The 20,929-nt window shown below is 63.8% G+C and carries 21 protein-coding genes; 12 read left to right on the top strand and 9 right to left on the bottom strand.

From position 1 onward, the window contains the following. The first annotated feature begins 5 nt into the window (after nucleotides 1-5). Nucleotides 6-1,136, top strand: coding sequence for a phosphoserine transaminase (gene serC, locus ACFUOZ_RS07005; RefSeq protein ID WP_377546127.1), 1,131 nt, complete (start codon nucleotides 6-8; stop codon nucleotides 1,134-1,136). Nucleotides 1,137-1,231: 95 nt separating this feature from the next. Here the strand turns inward: serC and ACFUOZ_RS07000 are convergent, their stop codons facing one another. Together ACFUOZ_RS07000 and ACFUOZ_RS06995 are read right to left on the bottom strand one after the other, a co-directional pair. Then, the gene (locus ACFUOZ_RS07000; RefSeq protein ID WP_377546125.1) at nucleotides 1,232-1,852 is read right to left on the bottom strand and encodes a DUF3027 domain-containing protein; all 621 of its coding nucleotides are present in this window, start codon (nucleotides 1,850-1,852) and stop codon (nucleotides 1,232-1,234) included. Between the two features lie 7 nt (nucleotides 1,853-1,859). After that, nucleotides 1,860-2,243 (bottom strand): cold-shock protein, encoded by a 384-nt coding sequence (locus ACFUOZ_RS06995; RefSeq protein ID WP_090820714.1) that lies wholly within the window; start codon nucleotides 2,241-2,243, stop codon nucleotides 1,860-1,862. Nucleotides 2,244-2,467: 224 nt separating this feature from the next. Between ACFUOZ_RS06995 and ACFUOZ_RS06990 the strand changes: the two genes are divergently transcribed. The 5 genes from ACFUOZ_RS06990 (at nucleotide 2,468) to ACFUOZ_RS06970 (ending at nucleotide 9,680) form a co-directional block, all read left to right on the top strand. Beyond that, the gene (locus tag ACFUOZ_RS06990; protein ID WP_377546123.1) at nucleotides 2,468-2,683 is read left to right on the top strand and encodes a hypothetical protein; all 216 of its coding nucleotides are present in this window, start codon (nucleotides 2,468-2,470) and stop codon (nucleotides 2,681-2,683) included. Between the two features lie 54 nt (nucleotides 2,684-2,737). Further along, a complete protein-coding gene (locus ACFUOZ_RS06985; RefSeq protein WP_377546121.1) occupies nucleotides 2,738-5,203 on the top strand; it encodes a helicase-associated domain-containing protein in 2,466 nt (821 codons plus the stop codon). 74 nt (nucleotides 5,204-5,277) lie between these two features. Beyond that, nucleotides 5,278-6,936 carry a DNA repair helicase XPB gene (locus ACFUOZ_RS06980; RefSeq protein ID WP_377546119.1) on the top strand — a complete coding sequence of 553 codons (1,659 nt, stop codon included), beginning with the start codon at nucleotides 5,278-5,280 and terminating at the stop codon, nucleotides 6,934-6,936. Nucleotides 6,937-7,139: 203 nt separating this feature from the next. Beyond that, nucleotides 7,140-7,607 carry a hypothetical protein gene (locus ACFUOZ_RS06975; protein ID WP_377546117.1) on the top strand — a complete coding sequence of 156 codons (468 nt, stop codon included), beginning with the start codon at nucleotides 7,140-7,142 and terminating at the stop codon, nucleotides 7,605-7,607. A gap of 12 nt (nucleotides 7,608-7,619) precedes the next feature. Next, nucleotides 7,620-9,680, top strand: coding sequence for a multicopper oxidase family protein (locus ACFUOZ_RS06970; protein WP_377546115.1), 2,061 nt, complete (start codon nucleotides 7,620-7,622; stop codon nucleotides 9,678-9,680). Between the two features lie 8 nt (nucleotides 9,681-9,688). On the opposite strand, the gene ACFUOZ_RS06965 is transcribed toward ACFUOZ_RS06970, so the two are convergent. Both ACFUOZ_RS06965 and ACFUOZ_RS06960 read right to left on the bottom strand, forming a co-directional pair. Continuing rightward, entirely contained in the window at nucleotides 9,689-9,910 is a 222-nt protein-coding gene (locus ACFUOZ_RS06965; protein WP_377546113.1) for a hypothetical protein, read from the bottom strand. Nucleotides 9,911-9,978: 68 nt separating this feature from the next. Next, complete coding sequence (locus ACFUOZ_RS06960; protein ID WP_377546111.1) at nucleotides 9,979-10,902, bottom strand: LysR family transcriptional regulator ArgP; 924 nt, start codon at nucleotides 10,900-10,902, stop codon at nucleotides 9,979-9,981. 68 nt (nucleotides 10,903-10,970) lie between these two features. Here ACFUOZ_RS06960 and ACFUOZ_RS06955 point away from each other — a divergent pair, with 68 nt between their 5' ends. The 4 genes from ACFUOZ_RS06955 to ACFUOZ_RS06940 all read left to right on the top strand — a co-directional run bounded on the left by ACFUOZ_RS06955 (nucleotide 10,971) and on the right by ACFUOZ_RS06940 (nucleotide 14,342). Further along, nucleotides 10,971-11,603 (top strand): LysE/ArgO family amino acid transporter, encoded by a 633-nt coding sequence (locus tag ACFUOZ_RS06955; RefSeq protein ID WP_377546109.1) that lies wholly within the window; start codon nucleotides 10,971-10,973, stop codon nucleotides 11,601-11,603. An 84-nt stretch (nucleotides 11,604-11,687) separates the two neighbouring features. Continuing rightward, nucleotides 11,688-12,398, top strand: coding sequence for a response regulator transcription factor (locus tag ACFUOZ_RS06950; RefSeq protein ID WP_026267426.1), 711 nt, complete (start codon nucleotides 11,688-11,690; stop codon nucleotides 12,396-12,398). 2 nt (nucleotides 12,399-12,400) lie between these two features. After that, nucleotides 12,401-13,864 carry a sensor histidine kinase gene (locus ACFUOZ_RS06945; protein ID WP_377546107.1) on the top strand — a complete coding sequence of 488 codons (1,464 nt, stop codon included), beginning with the start codon at nucleotides 12,401-12,403 and terminating at the stop codon, nucleotides 13,862-13,864. A 187-nt stretch (nucleotides 13,865-14,051) separates the two neighbouring features. After that, nucleotides 14,052-14,342 (top strand): WXG100 family type VII secretion target, encoded by a 291-nt coding sequence (locus tag ACFUOZ_RS06940; RefSeq protein WP_377546105.1) that lies wholly within the window; start codon nucleotides 14,052-14,054, stop codon nucleotides 14,340-14,342. Nucleotides 14,343-14,458: 116 nt separating this feature from the next. On the opposite strand, the gene ACFUOZ_RS06935 is transcribed toward ACFUOZ_RS06940, so the two are convergent. The 5 genes from ACFUOZ_RS06935 to ACFUOZ_RS06915 form a co-directional block, all read right to left on the bottom strand. Further along, nucleotides 14,459-15,478, bottom strand: coding sequence for an RNase H family protein (locus ACFUOZ_RS06935; RefSeq protein WP_377546103.1), 1,020 nt, complete (start codon nucleotides 15,476-15,478; stop codon nucleotides 14,459-14,461). A 194-nt stretch (nucleotides 15,479-15,672) separates the two neighbouring features. Beyond that, nucleotides 15,673-17,298 carry a chaperonin GroEL gene (gene groL, locus ACFUOZ_RS06930; RefSeq protein WP_262277555.1) on the bottom strand — a complete coding sequence of 542 codons (1,626 nt, stop codon included), beginning with the start codon at nucleotides 17,296-17,298 and terminating at the stop codon, nucleotides 15,673-15,675. 319 nt (nucleotides 17,299-17,617) lie between these two features. Then, complete coding sequence (locus ACFUOZ_RS06925; RefSeq protein ID WP_011773737.1) at nucleotides 17,618-17,821, bottom strand: cold-shock protein; 204 nt, start codon at nucleotides 17,819-17,821, stop codon at nucleotides 17,618-17,620. Between the two features lie 168 nt (nucleotides 17,822-17,989). Then, the gene (locus tag ACFUOZ_RS06920) at nucleotides 17,990-18,622 is read right to left on the bottom strand and encodes a LytR C-terminal domain-containing protein (protein WP_377546100.1); all 633 of its coding nucleotides are present in this window, start codon (nucleotides 18,620-18,622) and stop codon (nucleotides 17,990-17,992) included. Nucleotides 18,623-18,671: 49 nt separating this feature from the next. Then, entirely contained in the window at nucleotides 18,672-19,007 is a 336-nt protein-coding gene (locus ACFUOZ_RS06915) for a DUF3263 domain-containing protein (RefSeq protein ID WP_377546098.1), read from the bottom strand. A 109-nt stretch (nucleotides 19,008-19,116) separates the two neighbouring features. On the opposite strand from ACFUOZ_RS06915, the gene ACFUOZ_RS06910 reads away from it, so the two are divergent. Together ACFUOZ_RS06910 and ACFUOZ_RS06905 are read left to right on the top strand one after the other, a co-directional pair. Further along, nucleotides 19,117-19,884: a uracil-DNA glycosylase gene (locus tag ACFUOZ_RS06910; RefSeq protein WP_377546096.1), complete on the top strand. Its 768-nt coding sequence runs from the start codon at nucleotides 19,117-19,119 to the stop codon at nucleotides 19,882-19,884. 168 nt (nucleotides 19,885-20,052) lie between these two features. Continuing rightward, entirely contained in the window at nucleotides 20,053-20,892 is an 840-nt protein-coding gene (locus tag ACFUOZ_RS06905) for a siderophore-interacting protein (RefSeq protein ID WP_377546094.1), read from the top strand. Nucleotides 20,893-20,929 lie beyond the last annotated feature (37 nt).

Below are 20,929 nucleotides of genomic sequence, written 5' to 3'. Positions count from 1 at the left end.
CCACCGTGAGCGACAACAGCATCACCATTCCCGCCGACCTGCTGCCCAAGGACGGCCGCTTCGGCGCCGGGCCGTCAAAGGTCCGCCCGGAGCAAGTCGAGGCCTTGTCCGCTGCTTCCAGGACCATCCTTGGCACCTCCCACCGCCAGGCCCCGGTCAAGAACCTGGTGGGTTCGGTCCGCGAGGGCCTCAGCCAATTCTTCCGTGCTCCCGAGGGCTACGAAGTCGTGCTCGGCGTTGGTGGTTCCACCGCGTTCTGGGACGTCGCAGCATTCGGCCTGGTGGAGAAGAAGGCCCAGCACCTCTCCTTCGGCGAATTCGGTTCCAAGTTTGCTGCGGCCACCAACAAGGCCCCCTTCCTTGAGGCCTCGTCCGTCATCAAGGCAGAACCGGGCACCCGCCCCGTGGCTCAGGCAGAGGCAGGCGTTGACACCTACGCGTGGCCGCAGAACGAAACGTCCACGGGTGTCGCCGCTCCCGTGAAGCGCGTCGCAGGCGCCGATGAAGGTTCGCTCGTCCTGGTGGACGCGACCTCCGCAGCCGGCGGCCTGGACGTGGATGTTGCAGAGGCGGACGTCTACTACTTCGCCCCGCAGAAGAACTTCGCGTCCGACGGCGGCCTGTGGCTCGGCCTCTTCTCCCCCGCCGCGCTGGAGCGCGCCGCGCGCATCAATGCAAGCGACCGCTGGATCCCGGACTTCCTGAACCTGCAGACCGCCATCGACAACTCCAAGCTGAACCAGACGTACAACACCCCGTCACTGTCCACGCTGGTGACCCTGGACGCCCAGGTGCAGTGGCTGAACAGCAACGGTGGTCTGGACTTTGCCAGCAAGCGCACAGCCGATTCAGCCAGCCGCATCTACTCCTGGGCCGAAGCATCCGAATACGCCACGCCGTTCGTCGCCAAGGCTGAGGACCGCTCCAACGTCATTGCGACCATCGACTTCGATGATTCAATCGACGCCGCCACCATCGCAAAGGTCCTGCGGGCCAACGGCGTGGTGGACACCGAGCCGTACCGCAAGCTCGGCCGCAACCAGTTGCGCATCGCCACGTTCGTGGCCATCGAGCCGGACGATGTTTCCGCCCTGCTGGCCAGCATCGACTACGTCGTGGGCGAACTGAAGAAGTAGTCCCCGCAAGGTTTGAACGGAGCCGCCTGGGTCATCCCCGGGCGGCTCCCCCGTTTAAGGTGCGCTCAGCGAACCGGCGCCGGGCCGCGGTCGCCTTACTGGGCCCCGGCTTCGTCGTTGTCCGCGGCGTCGTCCGGTTCGTCGTCGTCCGGTTCGTCGTCGTCTTCGTTTTCGGCGGGGCCGATGGCCTCATCCTCGGCAGCCTGCACGGACTCCTCCGAGACATCGCCTTCGGTCTCCTCCACCAATGGAGTCTCGTCTTCAGGACGGACGCGTTTGGCCCACGGCACCCACTCCGGCGCCAGGATGGAATCCTCGGAGGGCAGCAGTCCGAGCTCGCTCACCGTGACGATCTTGGAGCGCGAGTTGCGCGTCACCACGGCGTACCACTGCCAGCCGCCGTAGCCGGCCAGCTTGGACTCGAACAGGTGGGTGACCACGCGGTCGCCCTCCGACTTGGCGCCAAGGTGCGCCCCCACTTCGCCTGGCTTGGCGATGCCCTGCACTGCCGTGCGGGCAGTGTCGACGGCGGCAGCCAGGAAAGCATCCGGCTTGCCTGTGCGCCACACGGGCAAACCGGCACGCGGCTTGGCGGCCACGGGCTTCCGCGCGGGAGCTTCGCCGGTGGCAGGAGTGCGGGCACCACGAGGACCAGCCCCGGTGTTACCCAGGGCATCCGTGGCCGGTGTAGTTTCCTGTGCGGATTCCGAGGTCATGGCGATCTTAGGCTTCCAGCTCGTCGGCAACCTTGCGCAGCGCCATGCTGATGGCCTTGGCCTTGTTGCCATCGGGGTACTTGCCCGAAGACAGCGAACCGGACAGGTTGTCCAAGACGGTGACCAGATCCTGCACCATCGGAGCAAGGTCCTTGGCGTTCATGCGCTTGGCCTTGGCAATGGACGGGGTCTTTTCCAGCACGCGAAGGCCCAGCGCCTGTGCGCCGCGGCGGCCGTCCGCCACACCGAACTCCACCCGGGTACCGGCCTTGAGCTCGGTTACGCCCGCGGGCAGGGACGTCTTGGGCAGGAAAACTTCCTGGCCGTCTTCAGCTGCGAGGAAGCCGAAGCCCTTTTCCTTGTCATACCACTTGACCTTGCCGGTAGGCACGTAATCAACCTTCTTCGTTCTTGCGTGGGAGACACGCCGGGCCGCTACCGCATCCGCAGGTTGCTGCGGGATCGAGGGTGACAACCCGGTCCGTGTTGGTCTGTTCCTTCAAGGTTATCCTGCCCGACCCCCTATTCCCGCTTTGTCCCGCCCTGCGCCGGCAACGTACAGCGTCATTTGCATGCCCGCTCCACTTGCGGCGCGCTGCTGCTAGCGTTGAGGGCATGACTTCCCCGGGTTACCGCCGCCCCCTCATGATGGTGGCCGTTGCCATTGCCGTCCTCTCCCTGGCCGCTGTTGCCGCCGTCATCACAGTGGCCTACAACGGCGGTATCGCACCCGTTTGGGTGACTTCCACTGCCCTCTACGGCTTGCCTGTGGCCTTCATGCTTGCGGTGGTTCTGGTCCTGGACGCGCTCCGTCAACGCCGCCGGCAGTAGCGCCGTCCTCCCTTGGACGGGCAGGAGCGGCCTTGGGGCGGTAACGTTGGATTGATGTCCCTTATTCGCGCGCTCAGCAAGGAACTGGAAGCGCGCAGCGACAACTCGCTGCGGGCTTTGTTTGCCGCGCGGCCGGACCTTATATCCCCCATGGCGCCGGACTTCCCTGCCTTGGCTGCCCGGGCAAGCGCGCGGGTCAGTGTCCAGCGGGCGCTGGAACGCCTGAACAAGCCGGAAATGCAGGTGCTCGAAACCCTGCACCTGTGCACGAATGCTGATACCGGGCACAGCATATCGGCGGCCGGTTTGAAGAAGGTCATCACGGGCTCCACTCTTTCGGCCCTGGACCCTGTCCTCGCCAAACTGCAGGAACTGGCCCTGATCCACCGGGCAGACCCACCCCAGGGTTCGCCACCGGCTACGTCGCGACAACGCTTTTATCTTCCGGTGGGCAGCCTCAAGGACGTCATCGGCATCTACCCTGCGGGCTTGGGCCGGAGCTACACCGAGCTCGTCCGGACTCAGCCGGCGTTCGCCCAGCGCGTGGTCCAGCTGGTGGCCGAGCTGCACCAAAGCGGCGCGGGAATCCATCCGGCCAGCACGCCCATGGATGCTGCCCTGGCCCTCCAACGCTGGACCTCCACTCCGGAGAACCTTCGCGCCATCCTGTCCACTGCTCCGGAGAGGACGGTTGGCCTGCTGGACAAGTTCGGCAGCTGGGCCATGGGCGCAGTACCCCAGGCCCAAAGGCGGGCGTCCGTGAGTCACGAAAGCCACGACGTCGGGCCTATCGACTGGCTGTTGGCGCGCGGCTTGTTGGTGCCCCTGGATGCCGGCCACGTGGAACTGCCCCACAGCGTGGGTCTTGCGCTGCGCGGCGGCGCCATCATTGACGACTTCACTTTGTCGCCACCCGTTCCGGAACTGGGCCACACCAGTGCGGCACTGCGCCGCAATGCTGCCATGGGCGCCATCGCCGAAACGTTACGGTTGGCCAATGAGCTCCTGTTCGCTGTTCGCGAGCAACCCCTGTCTACGCTGAGGAGCGGTGGGGTGGGCGTGCGGGAGCTGAGGCGCCTTGCTGAGTCAATCCGCCTGGGAGTGCACGAGACGGCGGTCCTGCTGGAGCTTTGTGCCTTGTCCGGTCTCCTGCGGCTGGATGTGGACAGTTCCACCTGGATCCAGCCGCCATCACTGGAGTGGCTCACGTTGCCCCGGCAAGAGCAGTGGCTGTGGCTGGTCAATGCCTGGCTGGCCAGCGAGCGCGCGCCTTCGCTGGTAGGTCAGCCGCTGACGGGTCCCGCGACCTCGGCCACCCATCATGGTGCGGCCGGAACCACCATCAACGCTTTGTCCGCGGAGGCCCAGCGGCCCGACGCACCCGTGGTCCGGCGCAGGGTCCTTGAGATCCTGAACGAGCTGACGCTTGAGGCAGCGGCTCCGGACGGCAAGGCCCCTGTGCTGGATGCCCGCGCCGTCCTGCAGCGGGCTGAATGGGCGCAGCCGAGGATGTCGCGACGATTCAGCTCCCTGGTGCGCGGGATTCTCGAAGAGGCAGCATTGCTGGGCCTGATGGGTTCCGGTGCACTGACCCAGCTGGGCTCTGCCATCGCCGCTTCCCAGCCGGAAACGGCCATGAACATCCTCGGCGAACACCTGCCGGCTGCTGTGAACCACATCCTGTTGCAGGCTGACCTGACGGCTGTCGCCCCCGGCTACCTGTCACCGGAGCTGAGCGGGACGCTGCTGCTGATGGCCGACGCCGAAGGGCAGGGTCCGGCGTCGATCTACCGCTTCTCTGCCACCACCATCCGCAGGGCCCTCGACGCCGGGCAAAATGCGGAATCGCTGTTGGCGTTTCTCCGTGAGCACTCAGCGACGGACGTGCCCCAACCCCTGGCGTACCTGATCCAGGACACGGCGTCCCGGCACGGCCGGCTGCGCGTGGGTACCAGTGCAAGCTTTATTCAAAGCGACGATGAATCAGCCATTTCCGAGCTCCTGGAGGAAGCCCGGACCTCGGTCCTGAGCCTGGTACGCATCGCCCCCACTGTGCTCACTTCCTCGGCCAGCCCCCGGGAAACCGCCCGGGTCCTGCGCGAGCTGGGACTTTCGCCCGCCGTGCAGGAGGCCGAGCCCGCCGTCGTGCGTTTCAAACGGACCACGGCGGTTCCTGGCAGCGCCCGCCCTGTCTACACGGCGCCGCGGACGGCTCCGCCGGACGACGACGTCGAGGCGCAGCTTGTGGTTCTTCGGCAGCATCGTTCCGTCCCGGCCGAGGCGACGGGCGAAGCTTCCACGCAACTGGGCCTGGAAACGCTGCAGACGGCGATCCGGCTCAAGCAGCCAGTCACCATGAACGTGGTGGACAGCCTTGGGAATGCCAACACCGAAACGGTTGTTCCTGTATCCGTCTCCGGTGGACGCGTGCGGGTGTTCGACCCCGCCAAAGATACCGAACGGGTGTTGTCCATCCATCGGATCATCGATGTGGAACCCGCGGGTGAACTGCGTTCATGACAACAGCGCTGTCCACCAAACCGCGCCTGGGGGTACCCAAGTGAGGATTAAACTGTGACCGTGAGGATTAGGTTGTGAACGACGGTCCGCTGATCGTGCAAAGTGACAAGACCATACTGCTGGAAGTCGACCACGAGCTCGCCACCGAAGCCCGGCACGCCATTGCCGCTTTCGCCGAATTGGAACGCGCGCCCGAACACATGCACAGCTACCGGCTCACGCCGCTGGGCCTGTGGAATGCGCGCGCCGCCGGGCTGGACGCCGAGCAGGTGCTGGACACCCTGCTGAAGTACTCACGGTTCCCCGTACCGCACGCCTTGCTGATCGACATCGAAGAGACAATGTCCCGCTACGGCCGCCTGCGGTTGGAGAAAGACCCCCAGCACGGCCTGGTGATGCGCACCGACGACTATCCCGTCCTGGAGGAAGTCATTCGCGCCAAGAAGATCGCGCCCCTGCTCGGGCCACGGATCGACGGCGAAACCGTAGTTGTGCACTCCTCGCAGCGGGGGCAACTGAAGCAGCTGCTCCTCAAGCTCGGATGGCCCGCAGAAGACCTGGCCGGGTACGTCGATGGGCAACCGCACCTCATCATGCTCGACGAAAGCGGCTGGCAATTGCGGCCGTACCAAAAGCTGGCCACGGAGAACTTCTGGGCCGGCGGCAGCGGCGTCGTCGTGCTTCCCTGTGGTGCCGGAAAGACCCTGGTGGGCGCGGCAGCCATGGCGACGTCCTCCACCACCACCCTGATCCTTGTGACCAACACTGTTTCCGCCCGGCAGTGGAAGGACGAGCTCCTCAAGAGGACCTCCCTGACGGAGGACGAGATCGGCGAGTACTCCGGTTCCGTCAAAGAAGTCCGGCCGGTCACGATCGCCACCTACCAGGTCCTGACCACCAAGCGTGGCGGACTCTATCCGCACCTGGAACTCGTGGACGGGCACGATTGGGGACTTATCATCTATGACGAAGTCCACCTGTTGCCCGCCCCGATCTTCCGCATGACAGCGGATCTGCAGGCCAGGCGTCGACTTGGCCTGACAGCCACACTGGTGCGCGAGGACGGCCGGGAGGGCGAGGTCTTCAGCCTGATCGGGCCCAAGCGGTACGACGCTCCCTGGAAGGACATCGAGGCCCAGGGCTACATCGCGCCAGCGGACTGCGTCGAGGTGCGCGTGGACCTGCCCCGGGACGAACGCGTGGCGTACGCGATGGCCGATGACGCCGACAAGTACCGTCTCTGCGCCACGTCCGAAACCAAGACCAAGCTGGTGGAGGCCCTGGTTGCCGTGCATCAAGGCGAGCAGTTGCTGGTGATCGGACAGTACATCGACCAGCTGGATGAGATTGCCGAGCGATTGGGCGCGCCCCTCATCAAGGGCGAAACCAGCGTCAAGGCCCGGCAGAAGCTGTTCGACGCCTTCCGCAAGGGAGAGATCCAGACCCTGGTGGTGTCCAAGGTGGCCAACTTTTCCATCGACCTTCCCGAAGCCTCCGTAGCCATCCAGGTGTCGGGTTCCTTCGGCTCACGCCAGGAAGAAGCCCAACGGCTGGGACGTTTGCTCCGCCCGAAGCAGGACGGCCGCGCGGCCAGGTTCTACTCCTTGGTGGCCAGGGACACGCTCGACCAGGACTTTGCGGCCAAACGCCAACGCTTCCTGGCAGAACAGGGCTACGCCTACCGGATCATGGACGCCAAGGACATCGGCAAGGACGTGGGTCAGGAGCAGTAGCTTCGCGCGGAATGCACCTGCTGGGCCTTGCTATTGGCCTCCAACGAATTTACGATTCCTAGTGAAGCTCTCCGCCCAAATGCGGCTGCCCCTGGTCCAGGCAGTCCGGCGGCCAGCCGCCGGCAGTGGGGGAAGCCCGCAGCCAGGGCGCCGACGGTTCACAGGCCTAAAAGAATCCGAGAATTTTTCCCAGAGGATTCCCCATGCGTAAAGCCCTTTTGGTCATTTCCGCAATCGTCCTGTTATCAGCGCTCGCACAGCTGTTTTTCGCAGGATACTTCCACTTCCAGAACACCATCGAAGCCCAGCGTGAAGCGGGCGTCTTCCACGTGATGAACGGCCAGTATGTACTGCGCTACTCCGCACTGCTCGCCGCCATTGTGGCCGCCATTGCCAGGATGGGTGCCCGGACGATCTGGCTCGCCGCCGGAATCTTCCTTCTCTCCTGGGTCCAGTTGTTCATCTTCATCATTGGAGGCATGCTCACCGGCTCTTCCGAAGACTTCATCACTCCTTCGGGTTCGTGGGTGGCTTCCATCCACCCCCTCACCGGACTGCTGATGATCTTCATGTCCTACTGGCTCTTCACCCGGGCCCGCGCCGCGGCACTCAATCCGCAGCCGCTGCCTCCCAAGGCTTCGGATGCTTCTGCCACGCCCAGGACAGCCTGAATCCGGGCAGCTGTGAACACCTCGCAGCTGCTGGCAGTGGATTTGGTGTTATCCGTCCTTTCGGCTGCAGCGTGGATTGCTGCCGTATGGATGACCTTGGTTTCAAGCACTGACCGCAAGCCGGGACCGCGCCGCGGTACCGATCTGGCCTTGCTGTTGGTGGGTGCCGCCGTCGCCATGACGGTGGCACGCTATGCCTTGCTTCCAGCTTTGGTGGCCGGCAGTTGGTGGTTTGCCAGCGAACGCATCGCCATCAACCTGCCTCTGACCGCCATCCCCGCGGCTTGGGCCGCGATGGCCGGTGTTCCGTTCTTGCTGAGGAGGCGGAACACCGGCACCGAACCTTCCAGGGCTGCTCCCAGGCCTCTGGGACGAACCCGTAGGGCTGCGGTGATGTCCCTGGTGGCTGCAGCCGCGGCGGCCGTGGCCTCACTGGCATTGGCGCTGGTCCTGGGTCCGTTCCCTGCGCCATGGAGCGTCGCAGTGCTTCTGTTCATGGTGGCCGGGACGGTACTGATTGCCGGCCTCGTCGTGGCGAAGCCTGCAGCTTCCGGCCGCACGCGCGCCAGACGCCCGGCTTCTGCCATAGCGGCGCTCATGGTGTGCACTGTGGTGGGTTCCGGGGTTTTCGCCTGGCTTGGGAGCCGTTCCGGTAACGGCGCGGTGATCGCGACCGCCGTCGGACGTCACCACGGTGCCGGCGCCGGCACGGTGACGGATACGACGCCGGTGACCAGCCTGACAGGGACCACTCCCACTGACGCTGTGGTCCGGCACTATGAACTGACTGCGCGCGTTGAACAGGTAACGTTGCCGTCCGGCCGGACCACGGAAGCGTGGACATTCGGGAGCCTTCCCGGTCCCCCGGTCGAAGCGACGTTGGGCGAAGTAGTGGAGGTGGTTCTCAAAAACCGGGACGTGGCCGCCGGGGTTACGCTGCATTGGCATGGATACGACGTTCCCAATGCCATGGATGGAGTAGCCGGGGCAACGCAGGACGCCGTGATGCCCGGGCAGTCCAAGACGTATCGCTTCACTGCGGCGCAAACTGGTACGTACTGGTACCACACACATCAGGATTCAGCCGAGGGGGTCCGCAAGGGTCTCTACGGCGCATTCGTCGTGCACCATCCCGCGGAAGTCCGTGCCGGCACGGACATTGTGGTGGCGGGGCACGACCTCGGCGGTCTGGGGTTGCTGGGCTCCTCAGACCGCGGCAGTGGCTACCAGGCCGCCCCAGGCAGCAGCGTGCGGGTGCGGCTGGTCAACACTGATTCCTTGCCGCAGCGTTACTTGGTGGAGGGGACTTCGTTCAAGGCTGTGGCCGTGGATGGGACGGACGTCAACGAACCTCAGGAAGTCGCGGGGAAGCTGGTGCGGCTGGGAGCCGGCGGGCGGCTGGACCTCGCATTCACCATGCCTGACTCCCCCGTGACCCTGCGCTCCGACGCCGCTGCCGATGCCGTGGTGGTCATCGCGCCGGCGGAATCTCCTCCAGTAACCGATGCGAAGGCATCCTCAAGCCTGTTTGCCACACTGCCTGTGCTGGATTTGCTGGACTACGGAGAACCCCTGTCCGCGGGGAAGGTGGCCACCGGCAACGTGCCCTCAGGGGAAACTCTGCCTGCTTCGGTGGCCGTCACCAGGGATGAAGTCGTGGTGCTGGACCGGCAGTTCCGTTTTGTGGATGGAGTGCCACGGTACGCATTCACCGTGAATGGTGCCGCCTACCCGCTGGTGCCGTCCATGGAGGTGGCGGAGGGTGACACGGTGAAGGTGACGGTGGTGAACCGGACCGCCGAACCCCATCCCATGCACCCGCATGGCCATCATGTAGAGGTTCTCAGCAGGAACGGCGTGGCCCCGCGCGGATCACCCCTGGTTCTGGACACCGTGGAGGTGCTGCCCGGTGAAGTGTGGGAAGTGCTGCTCGTCGCTGACAACCCGGGCATTTGGATGGATCATTGCCACAACCTCGATCACGCGGCCGAGGGCATGATGATGATGCTCAAATACGAAGGTGTGTCATCCCCGTTCGTTCACGGCGGGCACGCCGGGAATCGACCGGAGTAAGCCTGGATTCAGGCAACCATCCGGTTGGTGGACGTGGAGCTCACCTGGTCCACTACTGCCCAGGCGTCGGCGTCACGGAGTTGTGCGCTGGCGAAACGTTCGGCTGACGGAAGGTCGTGGAAATCTTCGCGGCGAACGCGACCGGTGTCGGTGTCCAGGTAGGTGACGTGGAATTCGACATCAGAATTCTGATGCTGGTGGATGCTGACTGGGGCTGCTGTTTTTGCCATGTTTTAAGTGTGGAACCGGGCACTGACATTTTTGGAAGCATCGGTGGGCGTGTTCGGATTTCGGGTTCCTATGGCGTCCTCAGATACTGTGCCGATACCTCGCGGACGGTATCGCTGAGAGTGGCCAGCACCGACGAGGCGGTACGCCAGCGCTGCCAATAGAGCGGCACGTCGAAAGGCTGCTCCGGGGCCAGTTCGATAAGCCGCCCATCCGCGATGTCCGGACCGCACTGGACCTCCGGGATGAGGCCCCAGCCAAGTCCCAGCCGGATGGCGTCGCCAGAATCCTGCGATGCAGGCACATAGTGTCGCGGGCCCTTCCTCTCCGGAAGGGGCTTCCCCTCCGCTTGGAGGCAGGACTGCACGAATGCCCATTGGTAGGTGTCTTTGCGATCGAAGTCCACTGTCGGAGCACTATTGAGCGCCGCGCCATCGAGCCCTTCCGGGAAGTTCGGAAACCAGCGGTCCACAAAACGGGGTGCCGCAACCGGCAGGTACCTCATGGTGCCGAGGCTTTCCACCCGGCAACCTTGGACGGGTTCCGGGGTTGCCGTGACAGCCGCCATGACGGTTCCGGACCTCAGCAGGGACGTGGAGTGCTGCTCGTCGTCGCGGTGGAGGTCGAAAGTGACGTTGAGGCTGCTGGGAACCCGAGCCAGGGCCTTGAGGAACCACACCGCCAAAGAGTCCGCGTTCACCACGATCGGCACAGCCAGCCGTGGCCTGTCCCCGTCCAGGCCCAGTTCCTTCCCAGCATCGGCTTCCAGCTGCGCCACCTGCCTGGCCAGCCGCAGCACCACCTCCCCGGCCTCCGTCGCCAGGGCAGGGTTGCTGCGTTGAAGGAGCACGCGGCCCGTGGATTGTTCCAGGGCTTTCAGCCGCTGGGATACAGCCGACGGCGTGATGTGCAGCATGCGGGCGGCGGCATCCAACGTGCCCTCGGAGAGGACCGTGGCGAACGTCAGCAATTGCTCGGAGGAAAACTGCGTCATAAGCACAGCTTACGCAGCATCAGAATCTTTAGCTGGTCTAAGGTGCTGGACGTCCGTAATTTCGAAGAGTGACTTCCCTTGATTTCTTTCATTCCGCAGGCCTCGGCCTGGCCACAGGTTTAGCCCTCATCGTTGCCATCGGCGCCCAGAACGCCTTCGTCCTCCGCCAGGGCATTCGCGGCGAGCACATCGTGCCCATCGTCGCCGTTTGCGCACTCTCCGACGCCGTCCTGATCGCGGCTGGAGTCCTTGGCACCGGCGCGCTCATCACGGCAGCCCCTGCCGCCGTCGTCGTCCTCCGCTATGTGGGAGCGGCGTTTCTGGTGACGTACGGCCTCATGGCAGCCAGGCGTGCCGTGCGCCCGCAATCCTTGATGGCCAGTGATGGTGAAGGAAGGACACGCGGCAAAGGAGGCGCCGCAGCAGCAGTCACGACGGTACTGGCCCTCACCTGGCTCAACCCGCACGTCTATCTGGACATCGCGCTCATTGGTTCGCTGGCCAGCGCCCAAGGCAGCCCGCTGCAGTGGTGGTTCGGAGCCGGGGCCATGGCTGGAAGCATTCTGTGGTTTTGTTCCCTGGGGTTCGGCGCCCGCTTCCTCCGCGGATTCTTCGCGCGTCCGTTGTCCTGGCGGTTTCTGGACGGTGGAATTGCGGTGACCATGGTGGCACTGGGCCTCGGTTTGGTCCTGGGAGCATGAGCTGCGTCGGCGTATCGGCGGCACGCAGTAGGCTCACATGCAGCTTCCAGATAACTCACAGTTTCTGGGAGCACTATGGGTGTCATGAAAAAGAACGGTCCTGAAGCCAAGCTCCTTGTGGTTGACGACGAACCCAACATCCGCGAGCTTCTGTCCACGTCGCTGCGATTCGCCGGTTTCGAGGTGGTGGCCGCAGCCAACGGTCGCGAAGCCCTCGCAGCAGCCGACCTTCATGCCCCGGACCTGGCAGTCCTGGATGTCATGCTTCCGGACATGGACGGTTTTACCGTTACCCGACGCCTTCGTGCGGCCGGCAAGCATTTCCCCGTCCTCTTCCTGACCGCTAAGGACGATACCGAGGACAAGGTCACGGGCCTCACGGTTGGCGGCGATGACTACGTCACCAAGCCGTTCAGCCTGGACGAAGTGGTGGCACGCATCCGCGCCGTTCTTCGCCGTACCCAGCCACTTGAGGATGACGACGCGGTGATCCGCGTTGACGATCTCGAACTCGACGACGACGCACACGAAGTACGCCGTGGCGGCACCGTCATCGAACTCTCTCCCACCGAATTCAAGCTCCTCCGCTACCTTATGCTCAACCCCAACCGGGTGTTGTCCAAGGCCCAGATCCTTGACCACGTGTGGGAGTACGACTTCAACGGCGATGCCTCAATCGTGGAGTCCTACATTTCCTACCTGCGCCGCAAGGTGGACATCGACCCCGATGCCGCAGCCCTCATCCAGACCAAGCGCGGCGTGGGCTACGTGCTTCGGACGGCAGAGAAGCGCTGACCTTGGTGCAACGCTGGAAGTCGGCATCACTGCGGTCGCAGCTGGTTGCCATCATCATGTGCCTGCTTCTGCTTGCCCTGGCGGCAACCGGTGCCGGTACCCTGACGCTCGTCAAGAGCTATCTGCAGGGCCAAGTGGATGACAAGCTCAAGGCCGCCGTGGCCCTGGCCCAGGACCGCCAGTCTTTTGACAGGCTGACCGAACCCAACAGTGCCGCACCGGCGGATACCGCTGTTCCCACGGACTATTCACTGACGCTGTACGTCCCGAACCTCGCTCCGTACCCGTTCGGCGGCAGCCAGAGCGACCGGCCCGCGATCGCCAACATCACCCCGCTGGAAGCCAAGCAGCGCGCCAATGCGCCGTTCCAGGTCAAGGGCACTGCCGGCACAAACTGGCGGGTTGTTGCCGTGGGCGTCGTCGCCAACGGGCAAAACGGCGTCGTGATCATCGGCCTGCCACTGACGCCGGTGGACAAGGTCATGGAGCATGCCGTTCTGGTGGTGGTGGGCGTTGGCCTCCTGACCCTGGTGCTGGCCTTCTTCATCGCCACCTGGACGGTGGCGCGGTCCTTCCGGCCACTGGCAAAGGTGGAAAAGACCGCGGCGGCCATCGCAGCAGGTGATCTCTCGCGTCGTGTGGAAGTGGACAATCCCCACACGGAAGTCGGCCGGCTCGGCGGTTCACTCAACGCCATGCTCGCCCATATTGAAGCCTCCTTTGCTGCGCGAGCTGCGTCCGAAGGCCGGATGCGCCGCTTCGCAGCTGACGCCTCCCATGAGCTGCGGACCCCCCTGGTGACCATCCGTGGCTTCTCCGAGCTCTACCGGCACGGCGCCCTCTCAACCGAAGAAGACGTGGCCATGGCCATGGGGAGGATCGAGAGCGAAGCCAAACGAATGGGATCCATGGTGGAGGACCTCCTCCTGCTGGCCCGGCTTGACGAACAGCGGCCGCTTCAGCTCAAGCCCGTAGACCTTCAGCTCCTGGCGCACGACGCCATGGTGGATACCCGGGCCTCTTCCGGGGACCGCACCATCACGCTAACAGGTCTCGACGGCGGCTCCCCCTCCGCTGCGCCCGTACAGGGAGATGAAGCGAAACTTCGCCAGGTCATTGGGAACCTCGTGGGAAATGCCTTGCGCTACACGCCTGAGGGAACACCGATCGAGCTCGCCGTGGGTGTCCGCGATACCCCTGCCGGCAGGGACTCGGTGATCGAGATCCGCGATCACGGGGCCGGCATTCCGGAGGCGGAAACCAACAAGATCTTTGAACGCTTTTACCGGGCGGACACGTCACGCACCCGGGAAACCGGTGGCAGTGGCCTGGGCTTGGCAATCGTTTCAGCGATTGTGGGCTCGCACGGTGGTTCCGTTCAGGTGAAAGAGACCGACGGCGGCGGGGCCACGCTGGTGGTAAGGCTTCCGTTCCACGATGAGCCCGCTGAGGTGCCCTCCCCCTAGCGGCTTTTTCACCTCGCGCTGTTATCCATCTGGCGCTGTTATCCGTCCGGCACTGTTACCCACATATCGCCGTTATCCACATACCGACGAAGAGCCATTCCTGGCGCCAAACACGGTGCTTAGGCTGAATGCACTGGTCACTCATCCCCCGCATTCAGCGGTACATCTTCGTCGAAAGGCAATACCCATGAGCGTCATCTCCGTTGATACCGAGCTGCTCCAGCTCAAGTCGGCAAACGTCAAAGGAACTGTAGACCGCATCAGTTCGGACGTTCATGCCATGACACGTGGCCTGGAGGAACTGCAAGCAACGTGGAGAGGTTCTGCAGCAACGAACTTTCAGGCACTGGTAGTGGAATGGGCCCTCACCCAGAGCAAGGTTGAAGCATCCTTGGCTTCCATCACCATGGCCCTGTCCTCGGCAGCCACAAGCTACTCAGAGGTTGAGCAGGGTAATACGCAGCGCTTCATGTATTAGGTCCGTGTGAACTCCTGCAGGACTTATTGAACTCCTGTGGGGCCGGCTGCCTTCCCCCTGTGCTGTCCGGCCCTACAGGTCAATCCCAGGGCTCCTTAAGCCCAGCGGTCCGTTCACTACTTCTCCAGCGTCCCTTGGTGGAAACGGAGCCGCCATTGGCCTCGGTCCAGCGACCACAAGGAACTCCTGAGTGCTGAACCCGTGTGGGTGAGGCTGCGGTACGTGAGCAAGATGGTGTTTTCGCTGAGGCGGTCGGCACTCAGCAGTTCGAGTTCGGTGGCTTCCCCCGGGTCTTCCTCGAGGGCCATCATCATGGCGTCGCGGGTCCAGTAACGGCCCGAACTGCCGATCTCCGCGAAGTCCGGGTGGAGCAGCACTCCGATCCTGCCGATGTCGGCCCTGACATCCGGCCGCAGCAGTTCGCGTTCCAGAGCCACCACAGTGTCCTCCGCCGAAAGCTCCGGGGCCGAGGTGTCATCGCCGAGCTCGCTGAATAGGTCGGGCTGGCCGAAGATGCCCGATTCACCAAAAAGGGTAGGTTCAAAGTGTGGCCGTATGCCGCGGTCCGGGCGGACGGGTGCCGGTACTGTTTCAGGGATCCGGACTGAGGTTTGGGCAGCAGGCGTGCCCAGCAGAGCTTCCGGTTCCGCGCGGGCTGACCCCTCGAGGGCACCCGGGAAACCTGGGCCTGTCCGTGGAGCTACGCCCTGCTGGTAAGCCAAAGCCACGGCGCGTGCACGCTCGTCCGCGGCTTCGTTGAGATCGTGGCCAGCGTGGCCCTTGACCCACTCAAAGGTGTACTTGCGTCCCACGATCGCTTGGTCGATGTCCTTGAGGATGTCAACGTTCAGGACGGGCTTCCCGTCAGCTTTCCGCCATCCCTTGCGCTTCCAGCCCGCCATCCACTTGGTAACGCAGTTGATGACGTATTGGCTGTCGCAAAGAATCAGCAGTTCCTCATGAGGTACGTGGGCTGTCGACCGAAAAAGGTCCAGGACAGCCATCAACTCACCCTGGTTGTTGGTCCCATGGGGCCATCCTCCCGCGCGCCAGCAGGAATCATCAACGTACCAGGCCCATCCGGCCGGTCCAGGATTACCGAGGGCGGACCCATCGGCGGCAGCAATAATCGTCATACGTTAATCCTGCCAGACCCCACTGACACTCAATCCGTGCCAGCACCCAACTAAGTAGCAGCAAATGCCGTATTGAGCCCTCAGAAAGGCATTTGCTGCTACTTAGTTGGGTGGGCGCAACAAAACGGCGGCCCCCACCAGAAGGTGAGGACCGCCGTCGTACTTGCTATGGGTGATGCAACAGAACAGGGGGCTTAGAAGCCGCCCATGCCGCCCATGTCGTCGCCGCCGGGAGCCGGAGCGTTCTTCTCGGGCTTGTCGGCAACTACGGCCTCGGTGGTCAGGAACAGACCAGCGATGGAAGCAGCGTTCTGGAGAGCCGAGCGGGTGACCTTTACGGGGTCGTTCACGCCGGCGGCCAGCAGGTCTTCGTAGACACCCGTGGCAGCGTTCAGGCCGTGGCCCGAAGGCAGGCCGCGAACCTTGTCCACTACTACGCCCGGCTCAAGGCCTGCGTTGAAGGCGATCTGCTTCAGCGGAGCATCGATGGCAACCTTGACGATGTTGGCACCCGTTGCCTCGTCACCTTGGAGGGTGAGGTTGGCGAATGCCTTGGCGCCGGCCTGGATGAGGGCAACGCCACCACCGGCAACGATGCCTTCTTCAACGGCAGCCTTTGCGTTGCGGACTGCGTCCTCAATGCGGTGCTTGCGTTCCTTGAGCTCAACTTCGGTTGCGGCACCGGCCTTGATGACTGCAACGCCGCCGGCCAGCTTGGCCAAGCGCTCCTGCAGCTTCTCGCGGTCGTAGTCGGAGTCGGAGTTCTCGATCTCAGCACGGATCTGGGCAACACGGCCCGCGATGGCGTCGGCGTCGCCGGCACCTTCAACGATGGTGGTCTCGTCCTTGGTGACAACAACCTTGCGGGCGGTGCCGAGGAGGTCAAGGCCGGCGTTTTCGAGCTTGAGGCCAACTTCTTCGGAGATGACCTGGCCACCGGTGAGGATGGCGATGTCGGCCAGCTGTGCCTTGCGGCGGTCACCGAAGCCCGGAGCCTTGACGGCAACGGACTTGAAGGTGCCACGGATCTTGTTGACGATCAGGGTGGCCAGGGCCTCGCCCTCGATGTCTTCGGCGATGATCAGCAGCGGCTTGTTGGACTGCATGACCTTCTCCAGAACCGTGACGAGTTCCTTCACGTTGGAGATCTTGGAGTTGACGATCAGGATGTACGGGTCTTCGAGGACCGTTTCCTGGCGCTCTGCGTCGGTGACGAAGTAAGCGGAGATGTAGCCCTTGTCGAAGCGCATGCCTTCGGTGAGCTCGAGTTCCAGACCGAAGGTGTTGGACTCTTCAACCGTGATGACGCCTTCCTTGCCCACCTTGTCCAGGGCTTCGGCGATCAGGCTGCCGATTTCCGGGTCGCCGGCGGAGATGGAAGCCGTGGCTGCGATCTCTTCCTTGGTTTCGATTTCCTTGGCGGAGGTCAGCAGTTCGCTGATGACTGCCTCAACAGCCTTCTCGATACCGCGCTTGAGGGACAGCGGGTCGGCGCCGGCGGCAACGTTGCGCAGGCCTTCCTTTACCAGTGCCTGGGCAAGAACGGTTGCAGTGGTGGTACCGTCGCCAGCGACGTCATCCGTCTTCTTGGCAACTTCCTTGACCAGCTCAGCACCGATCTTCTCGTAAGGGTCGTCCAGCTCGATCTCCTTGGCGATGGAAACGCCATCGTTGGTGATCGTGGGGGCGCCCCACTTCTTTTCGAGGACGACGTTGCGTCCACGCGGGCCGAGGGTGACCTTGACGGCGTCAGCGAGGGTGTTCAGGCCCCGCTCGAGGCCGCGGCGTGCCTCTTCATCAAATGCAATGATCTTGGCCATAACGGCGGTAGTCCTTTCGGGACAGTCGTTAAGAAGGTACCTGTCAGGTGGGATGCCCGCGACGGACGGTCCTTCGCGAGCAGCCTCTGTATGCCCCGCGCTCCGGACCTCACCCCACCAAGGTGTTTCTTGGTCCCCCAGCGGTTCCCCACCATTCCGCAACCGGCGTGAGCCGGGCCGGATTAGCAGTCGAACCGTAGGAGTGCTAAATCAATAATTAGCACTCGACCGGTGAGAGTGCAAGCAGAGGCGCCACTTTTCGCGCACACGAAGAGGCTTTCAGCCAAGAGCTGACCGGCCCCCGATAAGCACCGAGGCGTCAGGCGACGCGGACTCCTTCGGCTTGCGGGCCCTTCTGCCCCTCGCCCAGTTCGAATTCGACCCGCTGCCCTTCTTCCAGGGCGCGGAAGCCATCCATCTGGATAGCAGACCAATGCACGAAGACGTCGTCACCGGACTCATCCACAGTGATGAATCCGTAGCCCTTTTCGGCGTTGAACCATTTGACGGTTCCCAATGCCATGATGCCCACACTTTCGCAGTAGCCAAGACCGGTCGCCGGGATCTCCGGACCGGAATTAGTCCACTGTAACCACAGTCACTATCCCTGCGCTTCCTTCAATGGGCAGGGCACTGGTTTTGTTATTGAGGCTTAACCGAGTTTGGGTTTTTGGGCCGTGGAGCCGCGCGGTTACTGGTAGCCGGGTCCCGCTACTACAACCAGTGGTTGCTGCACATCAGGGGTCTCCACGATCGACTGGATCCCCAGGAGCGCGCCCAAAGCCTCGGCGTTGGCTTTCTGCGTGGGAGCGTTGTAGAAGATGACGGAGGTCTGCTGGGGAAGGCCTCCCCAGTTGGCTACCGTACTCAGGGTCCAACCGCCGCCCTGCACCAATCCGGCCACGCGGCCCGCCAGCCCTGCGGTGCCGGTTCCGTTGTAGACAGCGACCGGAACGCTCTTATCCACTGGCGCGGTGGACGGGGTGGACGACGGCGACGCTGACGGCGCGTTCGACGGCGTCGGCTGCGCGCTTGGCTCGCTTGAGGCGGACGGTGCGCTGCTCGATTCCGACGGCGCAGCCGAAGGCGACGTCGAGGCCTGCTGGGGCGCCGGCGTCGTGACGCTTGATGACGCGCTGGGGGCGACAATCCCGAGGTTCGGAAGGATGAGGAACGCCACCAGGCCGAGTACCAAAGCCACGGCTCCGACGGTCAGGACCGGCCACAATGTGGGACGAGTGGCGTCCTGGCTGTCGCGGTGAACGCCCTGCCGGGAGGTGTTCTGTGGGACCTGGTCGAATTCGTCCCTGGCATATTTGGTCATGGTGAAGCGTTGTCCTTGCTGGTTGCTGCTGACGGATCGCACCTGCGAATTACGCGTCCGACCCCAAGCGCCGCGCTGTCCGCGCCCGCTGGCGGGACGTACGTAGTCTACGCAATCTCTTCACGAGCATGGGATCGTGGGCCAACGCGTCCTCGGTATCGATCAGCGCGTTCAGGATCTGGTAGTAATGGGTAGCGGAAAGATCGAAGAGCTCCCTGATGGCCTGTTCCTTCGCCCCGGCGTACTTCCACCACTGCCGTTCAAGCGCCAACATCTGCTGGTCCCGCTCGCTCAAAGGCGGGTCGCTCCGGGTTTCGGCGGCGAGGTCTGCCAAGGCCAGTCCGTCAGCCTGCGGCGCCATTGGTTCCGGTGCTGGTTCTGCCACGGCACACTCCTTCGACGCTTGTTGGGGGAAAATGTCCTACCCCTATGTTACGGGCGAATAACATCGCTGTCATTCGCTCCACCTCCGCCACGCGGGAGACAATGGCCAGGTGACTGGCGAGGATGCTCTCTTTGATCTTGAACCTGCCGGCGAGGCAGAGCCGGGCTTCGCCGCGCTGATTGACCGCCCCCTTGAGGAGCTGATGGCTCCCGATTGGGCCGAGGCCATGCGTCCCGTGGAAGGGCAGCTTCGCGATGCCCTGGCGTATGTCGCGCGTCGGGCCGGGGACGGCAAACACATCCTTCCAGCCTCGGAAAACCTGCTCCGCGCTTTTCGGCAGCCGCTGGCAGAGGTCAAGGTACTGCTCCTGGGCCAGGACCCCTACCCGACGCCGGGACATGCGGTGGGGCTCTCCTTTTCCGTCTCACGACAAACCCGCCCCATACCCCGAAGCCTGGCCAACATCTACCGCGAGCTCCACGATGACCTGGGCCTCCCGCCGCGCGTCCACGGCGACCTCAGCGCGTGGACAGAGCAAGGCGTCCTGCTGCTGAACCGCGTACTCACCGTGGAGGCCCGCGACGCCGGCGCCCACCGCGGCAAAGGATGGGAGGCCATTACGACGGCGGCAGTCACCGCCGTCGTAAACCGTACGGACGGTGCCGGGCGCAGGAAGCCGTTGGTCGCCATCCTCTGGGGCAAGGACGCCGAGACTGTCGCGCCGCTGCTGGGGAACGCGCCGTCGATAGTTTCAGTGCACCCCAGCCCGTTGTCGGCGTCCCGGGGTTTCTTTGGGTCCAGGCCTTTCAGCCGGACCAATGAGCTGCTGGTCGAGCAGGGCGCGGAACCGGTGGACTGGGAACTCCCGGTCCTGTAGCCGCTGGACACGCTCACTCACGTCCCACCCGCTTGCGGCCAACCCTCACTCACGTCGAGCCCGAACATGACCGAGCGTCACGCTCAAACACCGGGAACGTGAGCGAGCGGGTGTAACCTTCGACGCATACCCACCAAGCACCCAGCCAATTAGCTTAGGCTTGCCTATATGACCGCTCTCCCCGTCACGTCGTCCGCCACACGCAACACCCGTCCTCAGGTCAACCTGACCGTCTTGCGGAGCGAGCGCCTTTCGCCGCACATGGTGCGGATTGTGGCCGGCGGACCGGGCTTCAGCGACTACGCGAACAACGATTACGTGGACCGCTACGTCAAGATCGTCTTTCCGCAGGACGGTGTGGACTACGAACAGCCCCTTGATCTCTGGACCATCCGCGAGACTATGCCACGTGAACAATGGCCGCACACCCGGACCTACACCATCCGGTGGGTGAACCTGGAGGCGCAGGAGTTGGCCATCGACTTCGTCGTCCATGGCGATGAAGGCCTCGCAGGCCCCTGGGCTGCTGCGGCCAAGCCCGGAGATTCCCTGATCTTCACCGGCCCCGGAGGTGGCTATAACCCCTCCCCCGACGCCGACTGGTACCTCTTCGCGGGAGATGACGCTGCGATTCCCGCCATCGCCGCCTGCGTTGAAGCCCTCGCGCCGGACGCCCGCGGAACTGTCTACTTTGAAGTCGACAATGAGGCCGATGCCCTTCCGATTACAGCCCCGGAGGGAGTGAAGATCCATTGGCTGTTGCGCAAGGGCACGCCTGCAGGGTCCAGCGACCTTCTCCTCGAAGCCCTCCGCAGCACCGAGTGGCTGCCCGGGCGGGTAGATGTCTTCGCACACGGGGAGCGGGGCTACATGAAGGGTCTCCGGGAGATCTTCTTTGTCCAGCGCGGCCTGGAACGCTCACAGGTTTCGTTGTCCGGTTACTGGGCGCAGGGGCGTGTCGAGGAAGTCTTCCAGGCGGAAAAGAAACTCCCCGTCGGCCAGATATAGCCGAGTTTTTGTACAGGTAATGCCCCTAAAAGGTCCT

This window comes from Paenarthrobacter sp. NPDC057355, assembly GCF_042667405.1.
Lineage (GTDB): Bacteria > Actinomycetota > Actinomycetes > Actinomycetales > Micrococcaceae > Arthrobacter.
Note: the sequence above shows the minus strand (reverse complement) of the source record. Positions and strands in the feature narration are given on the sequence as shown.